Origin of the sequence: Enterococcus sp. AZ071, assembly GCF_050499065.1 — a bacterium.
GTDB classification, from domain to species: domain Bacteria; phylum Bacillota; class Bacilli; order Lactobacillales; family Enterococcaceae; genus Enterococcus_A; species Enterococcus_A ferrettii.
This window is the reverse complement of the sequence record NZ_JBIPAS010000002.1, coordinates 1,160,704-1,175,861: the sequence shown is the minus strand read 5'-3', so window position 1 is coordinate 1,175,861 and position 15,158 is coordinate 1,160,704. Positions and strand designations below refer to the sequence as shown.

The window sequence follows — 15,158 nt, the reverse complement described above, 5'->3', positions numbered from 1 at the left end:
AGAAGCGAAGAGCTTGTCTTTACCAGGCAAGTTCTTCGCTTTTTGGTCTTCTTCTAAAGAGGTTTAAGTTTCTAAGAGAGAGGTGCCGTAGGAATTGTCGATTGCACACAGCCAGTGGTCTCCAACTTTTTGAAAGATGTAAGTAGCTCTTCGTTCCATCCCGAATTCAGAATTTTTAACTGCCGCTTCACTAGCCTCTAAAAAGGTTTGTGACAAGACTAAAACGACATTTCCGCCCGAAAGATACACCATCTTTCCTTCCACGGGTTTCATAGAATTATCAAAATATGCAGCAATCTTGATAAATGCTGACTTAATTTGTTCTCGTCCATGGGCTTCTAGCCCTGGCTTGACCACCAATGTTGCGTCCTCAGTGTAATAATTAACCAGCTCATCAAATTTTTCGACTTGGATCAGATGATCACATTCATCAATAATTTTTCTGATTTCTTTTTCGGCTTGTTTATCCTGCATCAAATCAACCTCCTACTAATTAGACTTTTTTGTCAATCCAGATATTCATACTACCAAACAGGCAACTAACGCAAGTTACTGTTGTCAAGAGTGCCAATCAAATAGATCTGCTCTTCCTTATAGTCATTATATGCTTCAAGTATAGGAAACAAAACTATTTTTTGCTGCAGGAATTTGTCCTTTTTCCAACTCTACTGCATCATGAACATCCATTAAATTAGTGATTTTCTTTCCCAGAAAATCAGCCAAATTTTTGTTGAAAGTTGCTTCATTTCACTATTACTGCCTATAAAAATGTTACAATACATACTAACGGTTTTACTCGAAACGTCAAGGAGGATTTTTCTATTATGTTAAAGGATCTAACTCTGCTAGTTGATTATCTGACTGATTTCCCCAAAAACGAGAGCTTCGAATCGGATACCTTGCTGATAGCCGGTAACAGCATTCCTGAGTTGACAGAAGCAGCCGCTGATTTTTGTCAGCAGCAGAGCAGTATTAAACAAATAATTTTTGCTGGTGGTATTGGTCATGGAACGCAGCGTCTTATTGATAGTATCAAGAAACGTGGTCCAAAAATGACCCTAGCTGATTGGCAAAAAAAATCAGAGGCCGAGATAACAGCTGCCTTGTTTGACAGTTATTATCCTAACCATAAACTAACTTTCTATCTTGATATGAAATCTTCCAATACAGGGGAAAATGCCCGTTTCTCTCGTGATCTCTTTACAGAAAACCAAAGACCTAAAAGTTTCTGGTTAGTTCAAGATCCACTTTTGCAATTGCGCAGTCATGTTACCCTAGCTAAAGAATGGCATTTGCCTCAACCGTCTATTCAGCCGGTTCCTTTAGAACAGCCAGTTTTAATCGGCTATCATCAAGGCCCGCATTTTGCTAACTTAGCAATGGATAATTGGTGGAGTAACGAATATTTTCTTTCCTTAGTAATTGGTGAGGTTCGTCGTCTGCAGGATACTTCAGAGGGTTATGGTCCTAAAGGTGCCAACTTCATCCCTCATGTGGATGTGCCAAAAAATATTGTTGATAGTTACCAACGTTGTCAGTTGCTTCTAAAAAAAGATGTTCGTGAAGTCTAAAAATAAAGAGGCTGTGACATAAGTCTTAAAAAAATGCCGGTGAAATGACGATTATCGTTCATTTTACTGGCATTTTTGGGTAAAATAAAAGAGTATAGGTGGCCGCCTATACTCAAACTTTAATCCTCGAAAGGACCAAAACACATGACTAATTATAACATGGCTCAGCTTACTTTGAATATATCTACTTCCTATGTTCCAAAAAAAGAGAATACTGCCTGGTTTATTCATGAATTAGTTGAGGCTCTTCAGTTCAAGGAACCTTATCTTTTTGGTAGACCTCGGGAGTACGATCTTAGTTTAATGCTAAAACTCGTTTTATTTGCTTATACTCGCAGCGTATTTACTAGCCGTAAAATTGAACAACTTGCGGAAGAAAGTTTGCCAGCACGCTGGTTGACGCAGGAACGTGTGCCTTCTTATCGCACTATTGCACGTTTCCGTATTTCCAACGATGTAGAAACGTTAGTCAATCAAAGTCTGGAATCATTAACCAGCTATTTACGGGAACGTCAATTAATTGATGACGCCCTCTTTATTGATGGCACAAAGATTCTAGCCGATGCGAATAAATACAGTTTTGTTTGGAAAAAGAGCACACTTCGGTATGATCAAATGAATCGTGAAACGATCTTGACCTTGATGACCGAGTTAAAAGAAGCCTATCAAGTAAAACATATTCCTGAAGGTTCAGACCTTACCTTGGACCGATTGGATGAAGTTTTAACACGGTTAGAGCTGCGTTTAGAAGAGGTAGAACAGGAAATACAAGAGACCAAAAAGGTCTCTCCTAATCCTGCAAAACAACAACGTCGAACAGTGAAATCACAAAAACGAAAACTAACGGAACGTCGCGAAAAAATGGCTGAACATCACCTTCGTCTCACTCTTTGTGGAACTCGCAACAGTTATTCAAAGACGGATGTAGATGCTACTTTCATGCGGGTTAAAGAAGATCCCATGCATAATGGCCAGTTGAAGCCGGCCTATAATCTACAGCTGGCCACTTGTAATCAATATATAGTAGGTTATGATGTTTATCAAAATCCGACAGACACAAAAACGTTACTTCCATTTTTAGACAAAATGGATTTGGTTGAAGAAACCGTGATTGTTGCTGATGCAGGATATGGGTCAGAAAAAAATTATCGACAATTAGAGGATGAGTACGCACAGTATACTGCATTGATTCCTTATGCAACAATGCTCAAGGAACAAAGTAAGAAATGGAAAACGGATGAGCGAAAAGTCATGAACTGGACCTATTATGAAGAAGCCGATTATTACGTGGATCCAAAGGGTGTTCGTTTCAATTTTCATGCCTACCGTCAACGAATAGATGATGAAGGGTTCGTAAAAGATTTTAAAGAATATCAAGCGGAGAAATACGATCAGAATAAGCAAATTATTCCAGCCGCATTAACAAAAAAAGGATATACCAGAAAAATAAGTGTCAACCCTTCCTGGGAATATTTTAAAGCGAAACAAGTCACACTGCTTTCAACTCCTGAAACAGGAAAAATCTATGCACGAAGAAAAATCGACGTAGAACCTGTTTTTGGTCGGATGAAAGCTTGTTTAGGTTTCACTCGTTACCATGTTCGAGGTATGGAAAAAGTGAAGAGAGAAACTGGCCTCCTCGTGTTGGCCCTCAATATGATGAAGTTGGCAGTTGCAGGACGAACTTCAGGACTTCTTACATAGAAAAAATGACCCCCTCACTGAAAATCATTGATAGATTTTCGGGAGGTGGTCATTTTTTTATTCGTTTAGAGACTATTTATGTCACAGCCTCTTTTCAAGCTTTAAATTAGAAGGCTGGAATATTCGCCCCATCTGAACTGTTTTTAATATAATCAGCTACTTCTTTGGTGGTCATCGCTTCTTTTAAAACTTTAATTTTCTCACTATCTTTTTCTCCATCACGAGTCACTACTTGCAAAGCATAGTGTTTACTTGCGTCTTCAGCCTCTAACAAAATAGCGTCGTCTGTAGTCAGTTTAATGGGTTTTAAATATGCTGGATAACAGAATACCATTGCAATGTCACTCTCATCATAGGCTTTTGCCAAATTTAACAAGTCAACTCTTTCAAATTTTAGGTTTTTAGGGTTTTCTACAACATCATCAATTGTGCCGTCAAAACCTACTCCCTCTTTTAATTGAATCACACCTTTGGCATTCAGAATTGCTAAAGCCCTGCCTTCATTGGTCGGATCACTAGGAATGCCAACTTTCCCATTGTCGGGAAGTTCGTTTGCAGCGTTGTATTCTTTAGAATAAAAACCTCCGGCAAAATAATAAATTGGTTGAACTGCTACCAAATCAGCTTTTTTCTCTTGATTAAACATTTTCATAAATGGTTCGTGTTGCGCAAAGTTTGCATCAGCCTCTTCATGTTGCACGGCATCATTGTAAGCTACATTGTCACTAACTTCCATAATATTAATAGTGTAGCCCTTTTTTTCAGCTTCCTTTTTGGCAATTTCTAAAATATCTTTTGAAGATTCCAATTGAACCGCCACGGTAATTTCTTTAGTATCCTTAGTAGTCGCAGTATCTTTTCCTCCACATGCAGCAAAAACCACTGTCGCAGCCAAGGCTAACCCAGCAAAATAAATTTTTTTCATTCTTTCTCCTCCTATTTTCGTTTATCGATTTTTTGGGCAATCAAATTCCCTATCATTTGTAAAATAAAGACTAACGCAATCATAATGATAATAGCAATGTACATAATTCCATATTCATAGCGCTGGTAGCCCACTCGAACTGCGAAATCGCCAATCCCGCCGCCACCAACTACGCCCATTACTGTTGAATAAGAAACCATGCTGACTGTGGTAGTGGTGTAAGCTAAAACCAATCCACTTCGTGCTTCTACCAGTAAAAAATTCCAAATATACTGTAATCGAGAGGTTCCTAATGAATTAGATAAAAAGTAAATTTCCTCCGGCACGTCTAAAAGAACTTGTTCCACCAATCGGGCAAAAATGGCTACCGCAACAATACTTAATGGGACTGATGAAGGTATTGGACCAAAAGCCTTCCCCAATAGTGATCGGGTCACTGGAATCAAAGCAATCACAAATAATAAATACGGAAACGATCGTACTACTGTCACGAGAAAGTTCAACAACCAATACAAACCTAAGTGATTACCTTTTACCTTGGGATTAGCCAAAAACAATCCTAACCCTAATGGCAAACCAATTACCAAACAAAAAAACATAGAAATGACCATCATAATACCGGTTTCTTTCAATCCCATCAATAATGAAGGCCAATATTCTATTAAAGTTTCTGAGAAGATCATAAACTTAAACTCCTTTCCACTTTTTCTAAGTAGGAAAGTTTTTCATCTGAAAATTTACGGGGATTGTTTTTGAACTCTCCGACTAACTGACCATTTTCCATTACTAGAATTCGTTCACACAAACTTTTTACCGTTTCCAATTCATGACTAACAAAAAAAATGATTGGCTTTAGTTCCTGATGCGTTTTGTGCAACAATCGAACCACAGCTTCAGTATTTTCCTCATCGAGTGAACTAGTTGCTTCATCACAAAGCAGAAATTTAGGATCTCTGCTTAATGCTCGAGCAATCGACACTCGCTGCTTCTCACCTCCCGAAAGTTGGCTAGGGTAAGATTTAGCTTTATGTTCCATACCTACAAATTCTAATAGACTTTGAATTTTCTCTGGTTGTTGTTTCTTGAGCAACTTTAGCGGGAGAGCCACATTGTCGTATACTTTCAAGTTTTCCAATAAATTGTAGTTCTGGAAAATCATGCCCATTTGCTGCTGCCGTTGACGAATATTTTTTTTTGATAGAGTTTGAACATCCACTCCATCAATCAAAACTTTTCCAGAGCTTGGTTGTTCCATCAAATTCAACAGACGCAGCAGAGTTGTCTTACCAGAACCACTTTTTCCGACAATTCCGACAATTTCACCTGGTTGAACTGAAAAGGTTGTCTCTCTAAGTGCCTTAATTTCCCCATAGCTCTTCGAAACATTTATCATCTCTAACATAGTTGCCCCCTAAGATAAAGTAACAGAATATAACAATATAAATATCTGTATCAATATATCTGAAAAACGGAATCTCGATATACCTCGGAAAATAATCGAATTCCTGATATCGGTTTATAACTATACCTATAATCCCTTAAAACGAGAAAAAATTCAAGTCTTTTATTTTTTTGGCGAATAAACCACCTGTTTTTCATCTGTATTATTTTATAGCATGAAAAACAGTTATAAGAAAACGCAATTTGTTTTATTATCGATACCATTCTTCTTTATTTAGTTCTCATCAATTACTTATTTCAGCAACAGGCTTTATATAAAAATCTAAAAAGGTTACGATAAAAAGTTAAAAGCATGCAAATAGCCAAGCAGATTTCCTGCCTGGCTACATAAAATATTCAACTTTAACTATAGCTAATTTTTTTAGCTTGCTGTCTAGATAGAAATAAATCCAACAACCTTTTGCCATAAGCTTCCCACAAAATCCGTTGCCTGCTGCCATAATCCACCTAGGTTAGGGGATACCCAAAAGGATTGAATGCTACTAATCATTTGATCTTTGTAAGTGTACAAAAGAAATAGTAAAAATAAGACTCCCGCAATACGCCATAAAAACGAGCCAACTTTTACAACAAAATATACTAATAAAACAATAAATACTAAAGCAATGATCTGATCCATGACGATCCCTCCTACAAGAACTATTATCGCTCTTTTCTTATTTTTACTCATGGGTCCTGCGCCCGATTTATTCTCAGACTTTCTTCAGCCATTTCAGATTACGATAAAAAAGTGAATTTTTCTAGAACTTCAGCTTGGTTTTTCTTTAGGATGTTTCCGGCTGGTTTGATAGCAGGCTTTGTGAGAAAATGAGAGATGGAAAGGATGATATATATGTATTATCGCTTAGCTGAAAGAAAAGATTACCCAGTTTTAGTTGAACTATGGGAAAATTCTGTTCGAGCTTCCCACGCTTTTTTAAGCGAACAAGATTTATTGGAAATCAAAAAAGAACTTCCGGATTATTTTCCTCAGGTCACTCTAAAGCTTTGGTATGACTACGATCAACTAATTGGTTTTAGTGGAACATCAGACTATAGTTTAGAAATGTTGTTTCTAGCTCCTCAGCATCGGCAAAAAGGCTTAGGGAGCCAAATTATAAAACAATTAATTCAAAAAGATGGTGTTTACTCAGTAGATGTTAACTCACAAAACGAATCTGGGTTACATTTTTATCTTAAGCAAGGTTTCACGATAACTGGAGAAAGTCCAATAGACGGACAAGGACGCGCTTACCCTCTTACCCACCTATCCTTAAAGAATAGGTAAAAATAAACAAAGAAAATCAAAAAGAATATGAGAGTTTCTTCACCTAGATTCTTCGGAAGCTCTTAGTGGTTTAACGGTATTTTTCAAAACTAAGGGTATATGATAGAGGTATAAATCGTAAAGTGAGGAGAACTTATGCCCATCGCTACCGAGAAAAACCTAGAAGAATTAAGTCCCTTTGAATTAAGTCTATTTTTGGAGAAAAAAATCCATGAGAACAATAATGGAAAGAACCTTTTAAATGCTGGTCGTGGTAATCCCAACTGGACCGCTCCTACACCCCGTGAAGCCTTCTTCCTGTTAGGTCAATTTGCTACATTGGAAACACTTCATGATAATGGTGAGTTAACCGCCGGTATGATTGTTGCTAAAGACGGACGCTGCCAGCGTTTTATCGAGTTTTTGCGTCAGCACCCTGGTAAGGGAAGCGATTTTTTGAAAAAAGTCTGGTATTCCGATAATAACTATTTAGGCTTACCCAAAGAAGAATGGCTGACGGAAATTTTGGATCACATTATTGGTGATAACTATCCTAATCCCGTGCGCTGCTTGACAGCCTGTGAAGGACCAATTAAAGCTTATCTAAATCAAGAGCTGTTTGCAGATTCTGCGATTCCTTTCGATATTTTTGCAGTCGAGGGCGGCACCGCGGGTATCTGCTATATGTTTGATACCCTAATGAATAATTTTTTGTTGCATCAAGGTGATAAAATCGCTCTAATGCTGCCAACCTTTGCACCCTATTTAGAAATTCCCGAATTGCCACAGTATAATTTTGATGTGATAAAAATCCAAGCGCAGCAAACTGTCTTAAATGGCAAAACCAGTTATCAGTTTCCTGACAACGAAATTAATAAGTTGCGAGACAACAGTATTAAGGCTGTGTTCGTAGTAAATCCAAGCAACCCAACAGCAAATGCGATTTGTCAGCCTACAATTGAATTAATCAAGGAAATTGTTGCAACAGATCACAAAGATCTAATGATTTTAACCGATGATGTTTATGGTACCTTTGTGCCAGCTTTTGCTTCCTTATTTGCTGAATTGCCATATAATACAGCGTGTATTTATTCCTACTCCAAATATTTTGGCGCTACTGGATGGCGAGTAGGAACAATCGCAGTTGCAAAAGAATCACTTTTTGATCAATTGATCTCTGAGCTACCCAGTGAATATCAAGCAAAATTAGCCGCACGTTATGCTTCTGTTTCCAGCGATCCAAGCTCAATTTCTTTCATTGATCGAATTGTTGCTGACAGTCGTGATGTAGCTCTGAACCATGCAGCCGGCCTTTCTTCCCCGCAACAGGTTATGATGACTCTATTTAGTCTTTATTCTTTGATGGACGAAGGACAAGCATACAAAGATGAAGTCATGTCTATCTGTCATGAGCGAGAAAAATTATTGTTTCGTACTCTGGGACTAGAGGAACCTTTAGCTTCGTTAGATACTGCTTACTATTGTGAAATTAATTTTGAAGACTGGGTACGTAAACGGTATGGGCAAGCTTTTACTAACTATTTGAAGAAATCTTGGACAGTCACCAAAATATTGACAATTTTGGCCGAGAAAGAACAATTGATGCTTTTAAAAGCCAATGCTTTTGGCAGTGGTGAATGGGCTGTCCGAGTCTCGTTAGCAAACCTTTCTACAAGCCAGTACGCCGAGGTCGGCAAACGGATCATTCATTTGACCGAATCCATTCGCGATGAATGGCTAAAAGAAACCAAATAAATAGTATAAGCAGTCATTTTTTATGGCTGCTTTTTTAGTTACTTTATTCAATAAAATTGGCTGAGGAAAAACAAAGCCAATTGGATGTTTCTTTTCTCGGTGTTTTCCTCTATCCTTGAAAGAAAGTTGAAAGGAGTCATTTTATGGAAAAAGTATTAACTATTGCTGGCTCAGATGCAACCGGCGGGGGCGGATTAGAAGCCGATTTAAAAACTTTTCAAGAATTCGGCATTTTTGGTCTAGCAACGGTCACTTCGATTGTAACGATGGCGCCTAAAACTGGCAAGCATAACGTGAGCTTTTTAGAACCAGCCCTGATTCAACAGCAAATTGACTCCGCCTTCGCTGGCCCGATTGATGCCATCAAAACTGGTCTGCTGCCAACAAAAGACATTATTGAACTAGTTAGTTGCAGTCTGCAACACTATCAGAAAAAGATTGTGATAGATCCGGTAATTGGTGGTAAAGGTACTGATGATTTCATTCATGCGGAATCTGTAAAGGCTATCCGGCACTTATTATTGCCTCAGGCTTTCATTACTACACCAAATTTGCGGGAAGCAGGCATTCTTTCCCAATTAGGCGAACTGACCAGCAAAAATGAAATGAAAAAAGCTGCAGAAATTATCCATTCTTTGGGTGTAAAACATGTAGTCATTAAGGGTGGTACACGTCTAAGCTTGGACCAAGCTTACGATCTGCATTACGATGGAGTTAATTTTACCTTCTATCCTCACCCACTGATTGACACCGATTATAATCATGGTGCCGGATGTACTTTTGCTGCAGCAATTACGGCAGCCTTAGCTAAGAATTACCCGGTAGTTGAGGCTATTGACTTAGCGATTCGTTTTGTGGAAGCAGCTATTCGATCCGGTTTTGCCATTAACCCTTTTGTCGGACATGTCTGGCACGGCGCATACACTCATGCAGAAAAACGATTGGAGTTTAAAAACTATGAACAGTGACAAAAAAGTACAAACCTTGGTTTTAATTGCCTTATTTACTGCTCTAACGATTGCCGGAACAATGATCAAAATCCCCTTGCCTACAGGTGCTTTCATTCACTTCGGAAATGCCGTAGTCTTGTTGGCGGTATTATTAACCGGCTATTGGCAAGGTTCTCTAGCAGGCGGATTAGGTTTTTTCATTTTTGATTTATTCAACGGTTATGCCAATGAAGCCCCCTACTTTCTGATTGAAAGCTTTGTAGTAGGCGCGGCAGCCTATGCTGGTTTTCTATTGTTTAAGAAAAATCCAAAAAAGGTTTGGCAAATAGTTATTATAGGAATCATGGCAGGTATTGCTAAATTCATCATGTCAGTCATCAAAGCGACCATCATGAGCATGATTGCTGGTGCACAAATTAAACCCGCTTTCTTTGCAGCTCTAGCAACTATGCCTGCCACCGTGATTAATATTTTTTCTACTATTATAATAGTCAGTCTAGTTTATTTCCCTTTACGACGGGCCATGCAAACCATCTTTCATAACCAGCCAATCAACCCCAAGTCGTAAAATCCTTGATTTTATGACTTTTTTTATGATGAATTCAACAGAAAATAGAAAGTAATTCTGATAAGGTGTATTTTTTATGATTGAACTACTTAGTCACTCCGAAAAGAAATGTTTTGCATGGAGATATAACTTTATGCTGAATGAACGCTCGTTTCGACTTGAATCGAGAAAACTCGTACTTCTCACGAGCTTAGTAAAATATGGATATTATCTGCTTCATCTCTCCAGTAAAAATACTCGAATAGTTAGAAACATTAGACTTTTTTCCACTACATTCGATTAATGAATTACCATAGAGCAAACTTCCTCCCAACGCTCTACGACTAGCTACCATCGTTTTAACCCAGCTAAAAGAAAATATTATTGTTCTCGAGGATTCAATAAGCGTTGTCTTAGTGGCATATAGCGATGGCCTAACCTCTTAATATCTTAATGGTTTTATTCCAACAACTGACTAGATCAAAGAAACCTAATTGTCAGCTGTCAAAAAATCTGCTACCTGACAAGAACAACCTGCAACATTAGTTGTGGCTTACTTCTTTTTTAGGTATAATTAACTTAAATAAATTTAAAGTCTGTAGGTCGTTTAGGCATACTTGCCCGTTTTAGGTTACAATAGAAAAAGAGCGAAAACGAGCGAAAGTGAGGTTACGAATATGCTAACAGAAGAACGCAGAGCCAAAATACTCGATAAGATCGAAGAAAATCAGTTTATCTCAGTCAATGAGTTGGCAAAAATGTTTGCCGTTCATGAGACAACTATTCGACGCGACTTAGATGAGTTAGAGGAACAAGGGCTGGTATCTCGTATTCATGGTGGTGTAGTGCCTGTAAGTATTAAGCGAGATGAACCAGATTTTGAGGATCGGGCAACCGAGTGTATTAATGAGAAAATGCGCATCGGCGCCTATGCTGCTACAATGGTTAATGATTGCGAGTGTATTATTTTAGATTCAGGAACTACTACGCTGCAAATTGCTAAAGCACTAAATGAAAGTACTCACTATCAAGCACTAACTGTTGTTACAAATGATGTAAATATTGCCTCTGTGCTGCGTCAAAACCGTCGAATTACAACAATCGTTACTGGTGGAACCTTATTTCATGACAGTTTTATGTTAAATGGGCAAATTACAAATGAAACTTTAGAAAAATTGGATGTTGATAAAGTGTTCGTAGCCACACCTGCATTGAACATTGAAAAAGGCCTTACCCACTTCAATGAACTGCTGGTTCCTGCTAAAACTAATATGATTAAAGCTGCTAAAATCCGCATTGTTGTGACTGATCACACCAAAATAGGACATCGAGCGCTGTACACTTTCTTGCCGATCAACCAGATGGATGCGCTGGTGACCGATCAAGGGCTAGAAACAGCCCTGGAAGACCAATTGCGAAGTAATGGCTTGAAAGAAATTATTAAAGTCTAAAAAACTAGAATCCGTCTATCTTTGTTAATTCAATAGCGGATTCTAGTTTTTTTATTTTTACTAATTATTTCCTTTGCGATATTTATAATTCTTTATTTTCAGGATACCAATTGATTGCTGCTTTTTTGGCCTGACTAAATAGCTGACGATAATTGAGCTGATAGTTTTGGCCATCCTTAACAAAATGCGTCCCGCATTGGCGAAATTCAAAAGCGATTTGACTAGCTATGCATTCTTCTCGTACGTCCAAAATCCATTGATAATCCAATGGTCTAGCCTTTTTGTGGTATTCACCACCTGCCACAACTAGCTCAATACCCGTCAAATATTCTGCCAACTTTACAGGACCTAACAACGGTTGACACGCGATGCTTTTGTGTTTAATTGGCAAGCTTTGAAAATAGGCGAGGCGCTGATCGACCATTTGTTGATTCTCCACTGAAACGCCGATACTGACATTTTCATAACCGTCACCCCAATCGGGCGGTATCACTTCTTCAAAGCGGTGAATTCGCTTAGTCAAAAAGAAAAAATTCAGATCGGAGCGTTCCTTAATCATTTTCCAGCATTCTGGACGCCAAGCATCCGCTGCTTCTACAAAAAAAGTCGCTGGAAAAACAAACAAATACCTGTTGAGGACCCTTCATTTTGTAAATACCTTGTTTTGTTTTCTTAATCGGTGCTGAAAACTGAGTCGTTTGCTCAATGATACTAGTATTTTGTTTACGTTTTTTGTCTCCTTCATGAATAAAACAAAAACGGCAACCATCACTTACTCGATGACACCCCCGCCATGGATTCCAAATAGCCACCCTATTCTCTTCTCTCTTTTAAAGCCTCCAAATCTTGTGGTTGGTAGCTATTCGATCCCGGCAGCGACTTCTTGCACTTCCAACAAGCGATAGCTTCCGGTAGTTTACTTCCCGGATTATCTGTAAAAAAGGCTCGAATATACGTATTGTACTCAAATTGCTGACCAATAATTGTTGGCTGTTTCTTCTTTAGTAATAAAATCTCTTGATAAGCAATTAAAGCCTCTTGATAAGTTTTACCAGCACTTTCTTTTAACCATTTTTGAAAAGCAACATTAAAGGAAAATTGCTGACCCAGATGCTCTTTAAAAAAAGCTCTATGAATCTCCGAACAAACAAAGTCTTCTTCTATTGGTTCTTCTAAAGTAATTACGTTGGTACGCAGACTCTTTTTACGTTTTCGATGAATTGTTTGCTTTTGACCAGTCGTTAAATAATGAGCAATTCGATCATTTAGTTCTTGCTTACTGCCAGTGGCTTGCAACTGTTCTTGCTGACAAAAACTGATTAATTCCTCTTTTAAATAATAATACTGACGAAATTGTTCTGTTGATAGTTGTGATGACAGCGTTGGTCTTTCCATTCCAATCCTCCTGTTTTTCCTAATTATACCATAAGAAGAACACTTGTTCTCGATACTGAAGTATAAATACCTATTACTCTTTATTTCTTGTTACTCTCTTGCGTTTATGTTCTTGTTATGTTGACAAAATCCAAGCCGTCTTAAAAGCATTTACTAGAAAAATATCTTATAATGTGCATACTTTAACATTTACGAAAGGGATTATGAATAATGAAAAAATATATAAGCAGGGATGAGGTCACTAAATTATTAGTTACAGACTCCTATTACGAAAAAGGACACTTAGGTTTAAAAATAGTTCAATTCATAGTTGCCATTATTGGTTGGATCTTAGTTATTCTTCCGTTTATTTGGGTATTATCTCCACTTCTTTTCGGTAATTTAGCTCGCAGATTCAATCTGTTTACTTACGTGGAGGAGCTTCAAACACTTAAGTTCTTATTGATTTTTCTAACAATTGCTTTCTTTGTGATCCTTGTATTATCCGTTATCTTAACAATTTGGAACAACTATCGCTTCAGTCACCTGCTTCAAAGAAAAGAAATGTATGACGTTGAACGAGTTAAAAAGCGTAACCAGCTATTAAGTGATGATTTTGAAAAACGTTTTGGTCCTAAAGAAGAACGAGAAAGCACTTGTTACTACTTGGTAAAAGAAGAGCAGAATTTGGATGCTCATTATGTTCGTGATTTATACAAGAAAGGCGATGTTGATTTATGATCACGCTTGTTCAAACAGGCAGACCTGTGCTAGATGCTTTATTGACTATTCTTTTTCTTGTGCTGATTACCTATCCGATTCTCGGTGGCTTTAACTGGTTTATTGGTGTTTTCTGTTACGGATTTCTTTTCAAGTATCGCCAAAAGGAATGGGATGACATACCAACAGAGATTGAACCTTTTGTAACAATCATGGTTCCGGCTCATAATGAAGAGATTGTTATTGAGAAAACCATCCATTATCTGATGACAAACCTAAACTACCAGAATTATGAGGTTTTAGTAACCGATGACGGTTCAACTGACCAAACACCAGAAATTTTGGAGAAGCTTCAGAAAAAATACCCCACCCTGCGCGTGATCCGGATTGAAAAGAATAGGGGCAAAGCTCATGCTTTTAATATTGGACTCGGTTTTGCAAAAGGAAAACTTATTTTGAGTAATGATGCTGATACTGTTCCTGAACCTGATGCCTTAAATCTTTATGTCAATTATTTCTTAAGACCAGATTCCACTAATATTGCTGCAGTGACTGCGAATATGGATGTTCAAAACCGTTCTCGTCTAATTGCTAAATCTCAAACTGTTGAATTCTCTAGTATCGTTGGGATTATTAAACGAACTCAAATTGGTGTGCTAGGTGGTATCTATGCTTATAGTGGAGCGAATACGATGTACCGAAAAGATGCTTTAATTGATGTTGGGTTATTCAGGCAAGACCGAGCAACTGAAGACATTAGTATCGCTTGGGATCACCAAATGGACGGCTGGTTATCTCTGTTTTCTCCAGAGATCATGTTTTTCATGGAGGTTCCCGAAAATATTCGGATGTTGTATCGTCAACGAAAACGCTGGGCCAAGGGCGGGACTGAAGTTTGGTTAACCAATTTCAAAAAAGTCTGCTTTCACCCCTTAAAAAATATCGGCCGAACCGTGATGTTCGTTGATCAATCCCTTAGTATTATTTGGTCTTTCTTTTTTTGGATTTCAACCATTCTCTTCATTCTACTCTTTTTCCACTTTTTATTTGAAGGCAATACTGAGCGAATTTACCATATGTTTACCATGGCTTTTGTCTTCGTCTGCTTCGAAATGATTTCCGGTGTCTTTCAGCTGCTGGCTTCATTAATTGCCGACGATCACGGCAGGAAGTTGAAATACTTATTTTTTGCCCCTTTGTATATGCTTTTCTATTGGATGATGAATGCTCTGACAATTCTTACTACCTTTATCCCAGCAATTAAATCCATTCTAGGTTTTGGTTCTGGAACTTGGAAGAGTCCAGAGAGGCAAAAATAGCTTGTGAAAGAAAATTAGCCTGTTGACTGACTATTCACTCACTTTTGAGTGAATAGTTCTTTTTGTAAACTGACTGGGGACTTAAAAAATCTCGGACTAAACATCTTTCATTTACGCTAATCCTTGTGATATAAT

The 15,158-nt window shown here is 37.9% G+C and carries 16 protein-coding genes and 1 pseudogene; 9 read left to right on the top strand and 8 right to left on the bottom strand.

Annotated features, from left to right (window positions below; genetic code table 11):
• Positions 1–63 precede the first annotated feature (63 nt).
• Positions 64–474, bottom strand: coding sequence for a YybH family protein (locus tag IGI49_RS24160; protein WP_429965100.1), 411 nt, complete (start codon positions 472–474; stop codon positions 64–66).
• A gap of 350 nt (positions 475–824) precedes the next feature.
• On the opposite strand from IGI49_RS24160, the gene IGI49_RS24155 reads away from it, so the two are divergent.
• Together IGI49_RS24155 and IGI49_RS24150 are read left to right on the top strand one after the other, a co-directional pair.
• Positions 825–1,571: an ElyC/SanA/YdcF family protein gene (locus IGI49_RS24155; protein WP_429965101.1), complete on the top strand. Its 747-nt coding sequence runs from the start codon at positions 825–827 to the stop codon at positions 1,569–1,571.
• A gap of 144 nt (positions 1,572–1,715) precedes the next feature.
• Positions 1,716–3,385, top strand: a pseudogene (locus IGI49_RS24150) (IS1182 family transposase).
• Here IGI49_RS24150 and IGI49_RS24145 read toward each other — a convergent pair.
• From IGI49_RS24145 to IGI49_RS24130, 4 genes are all read right to left on the bottom strand, one after another.
• On the bottom strand, positions 3,382–4,200 hold the full coding sequence (locus IGI49_RS24145) for a MetQ/NlpA family ABC transporter substrate-binding protein (RefSeq protein ID WP_429965102.1): 819 nt from the start codon (positions 4,198–4,200) through the stop codon (positions 3,382–3,384). The pseudogene IGI49_RS24150 and the gene IGI49_RS24145 sit on opposite strands and share 4 nt — an antisense overlap.
• Before the next feature lie 11 nt (positions 4,201–4,211).
• Entirely contained in the window at positions 4,212–4,883 is a 672-nt protein-coding gene (locus IGI49_RS24140; RefSeq protein ID WP_207704746.1) for a methionine ABC transporter permease, read from the bottom strand.
• On the bottom strand, positions 4,880–5,602 hold the full coding sequence (locus tag IGI49_RS24135) for an ATP-binding cassette domain-containing protein (RefSeq protein WP_429965103.1): 723 nt from the start codon (positions 5,600–5,602) through the stop codon (positions 4,880–4,882). Before IGI49_RS24135 ends, IGI49_RS24140 begins: the two co-directional genes overlap by 4 nt.
• 432 nt (positions 5,603–6,034) lie before the next feature.
• The gene (locus tag IGI49_RS24130) at positions 6,035–6,280 is read right to left on the bottom strand and encodes a hypothetical protein (protein ID WP_429965104.1); all 246 of its coding nucleotides are present in this window, start codon (positions 6,278–6,280) and stop codon (positions 6,035–6,037) included.
• A gap of 213 nt (positions 6,281–6,493) precedes the next feature.
• On the opposite strand from IGI49_RS24130, the gene IGI49_RS24125 reads away from it, so the two are divergent.
• From IGI49_RS24125 to IGI49_RS24105, 5 genes are all read left to right on the top strand, one after another.
• Positions 6,494–6,928 (top strand): GNAT family N-acetyltransferase, encoded by a 435-nt coding sequence (locus tag IGI49_RS24125; RefSeq protein ID WP_429965105.1) that lies wholly within the window; start codon positions 6,494–6,496, stop codon positions 6,926–6,928.
• A gap of 135 nt (positions 6,929–7,063) precedes the next feature.
• Positions 7,064–8,662, top strand: coding sequence for an aspartate 4-decarboxylase (gene aspD / locus IGI49_RS24120; RefSeq protein ID WP_429965106.1), 1,599 nt, complete (start codon positions 7,064–7,066; stop codon positions 8,660–8,662).
• 143 nt (positions 8,663–8,805) lie between these two features.
• Positions 8,806–9,630, top strand: a complete 825-nt coding sequence (gene thiD, locus IGI49_RS24115; protein ID WP_429965107.1) for a bifunctional hydroxymethylpyrimidine kinase/phosphomethylpyrimidine kinase — start codon at positions 8,806–8,808, stop codon at positions 9,628–9,630.
• Positions 9,620–10,180, top strand: a complete 561-nt coding sequence (locus tag IGI49_RS24110; protein WP_429965108.1) for an ECF transporter S component — start codon at positions 9,620–9,622, stop codon at positions 10,178–10,180. The genes thiD and IGI49_RS24110 overlap by 11 nt, the downstream gene beginning before the upstream one ends.
• 656 nt (positions 10,181–10,836) lie before the next feature.
• The gene (locus tag IGI49_RS24105; protein ID WP_429965109.1) at positions 10,837–11,610 is read left to right on the top strand and encodes a DeoR/GlpR family DNA-binding transcription regulator; all 774 of its coding nucleotides are present in this window, start codon (positions 10,837–10,839) and stop codon (positions 11,608–11,610) included.
• Positions 11,611–11,692: 82 nt separating this feature from the next.
• On the opposite strand, the gene IGI49_RS24100 is transcribed toward IGI49_RS24105, so the two are convergent.
• The 3 genes from IGI49_RS24100 to IGI49_RS24090 are packed head-to-tail and all read right to left on the bottom strand — an operon-like array spanning position 11,693 to position 13,005.
• Positions 11,693–12,169, bottom strand: a complete 477-nt coding sequence (locus tag IGI49_RS24100) for a DUF5131 family protein (RefSeq protein WP_429965110.1) — start codon at positions 12,167–12,169, stop codon at positions 11,693–11,695.
• The gene (locus IGI49_RS24095; protein ID WP_429965111.1) at positions 12,162–12,422 is read right to left on the bottom strand and encodes a DUF5131 family protein; all 261 of its coding nucleotides are present in this window, start codon (positions 12,420–12,422) and stop codon (positions 12,162–12,164) included. Before IGI49_RS24095 ends, IGI49_RS24100 begins: the two co-directional genes overlap by 8 nt.
• A gap of 1 nt (position 12,423) precedes the next feature.
• On the bottom strand, positions 12,424–13,005 hold the full coding sequence (locus IGI49_RS24090) for a DUF6434 domain-containing protein (RefSeq protein ID WP_429965112.1): 582 nt from the start codon (positions 13,003–13,005) through the stop codon (positions 12,424–12,426).
• A 210-nt stretch (positions 13,006–13,215) separates the two neighbouring features.
• Between IGI49_RS24090 and IGI49_RS24085 the strand changes: the two genes are divergently transcribed.
• Positions 13,216–13,725, top strand: a complete 510-nt coding sequence (locus tag IGI49_RS24085; protein ID WP_429965113.1) for a cell division protein — start codon at positions 13,216–13,218, stop codon at positions 13,723–13,725.
• Positions 13,722–15,023 carry a glycosyltransferase family 2 protein gene (locus IGI49_RS24080; RefSeq protein ID WP_429965114.1) on the top strand — a complete coding sequence of 434 codons (1,302 nt, stop codon included), beginning with the start codon at positions 13,722–13,724 and terminating at the stop codon, positions 15,021–15,023. The genes IGI49_RS24085 and IGI49_RS24080 overlap by 4 nt, the downstream gene beginning before the upstream one ends.
• Positions 15,024–15,158: the final 135 nt, after the last annotated feature.

What these genes read in the sequence shown, in the direction of transcription:
- IGI49_RS24160 (WP_429965100.1), bottom strand. Translation starts at nt 474, where the DNA reads ATGCAGGATAAACAAGCCGAAAAAGAAATCAGAAAAATTATTGATGAA.
- IGI49_RS24155 (WP_429965101.1), top strand. Translation starts at nt 825, where the DNA reads ATGTTAAAGGATCTAACTCTGCTAGTTGATTATCTGACTGATTTCCCC.
- IGI49_RS24145 (WP_429965102.1), bottom strand. Translation starts at nt 4,200, where the DNA reads ATGAAAAAAATTTATTTTGCTGGGTTAGCCTTGGCTGCGACAGTGGTT.
- IGI49_RS24140 (WP_207704746.1), bottom strand. Translation starts at nt 4,883, where the DNA reads ATGATCTTCTCAGAAACTTTAATAGAATATTGGCCTTCATTATTGATG.
- IGI49_RS24135 (WP_429965103.1), bottom strand. Translation starts at nt 5,602, where the DNA reads ATGTTAGAGATGATAAATGTTTCGAAGAGCTATGGGGAAATTAAGGCA.
- IGI49_RS24130 (WP_429965104.1), bottom strand. Translation starts at nt 6,280, where the DNA reads ATGGATCAGATCATTGCTTTAGTATTTATTGTTTTATTAGTATATTTT.
- IGI49_RS24125 (WP_429965105.1), top strand. Translation starts at nt 6,494, where the DNA reads ATGTATTATCGCTTAGCTGAAAGAAAAGATTACCCAGTTTTAGTTGAA.
- aspD (WP_429965106.1), top strand. Translation starts at nt 7,064, where the DNA reads ATGCCCATCGCTACCGAGAAAAACCTAGAAGAATTAAGTCCCTTTGAA.
- thiD (WP_429965107.1), top strand. Translation starts at nt 8,806, where the DNA reads ATGGAAAAAGTATTAACTATTGCTGGCTCAGATGCAACCGGCGGGGGC.
- IGI49_RS24110 (WP_429965108.1), top strand. Translation starts at nt 9,620, where the DNA reads ATGAACAGTGACAAAAAAGTACAAACCTTGGTTTTAATTGCCTTATTT.
- IGI49_RS24105 (WP_429965109.1), top strand. Translation starts at nt 10,837, where the DNA reads ATGCTAACAGAAGAACGCAGAGCCAAAATACTCGATAAGATCGAAGAA.
- IGI49_RS24100 (WP_429965110.1), bottom strand. Translation starts at nt 12,169, where the DNA reads ATGATTAAGGAACGCTCCGATCTGAATTTTTTCTTTTTGACTAAGCGA.
- IGI49_RS24090 (WP_429965112.1), bottom strand. Translation starts at nt 13,005, where the DNA reads ATGGAAAGACCAACGCTGTCATCACAACTATCAACAGAACAATTTCGT.
- IGI49_RS24085 (WP_429965113.1), top strand. Translation starts at nt 13,216, where the DNA reads ATGAAAAAATATATAAGCAGGGATGAGGTCACTAAATTATTAGTTACA.
- IGI49_RS24080 (WP_429965114.1), top strand. Translation starts at nt 13,722, where the DNA reads ATGATCACGCTTGTTCAAACAGGCAGACCTGTGCTAGATGCTTTATTG.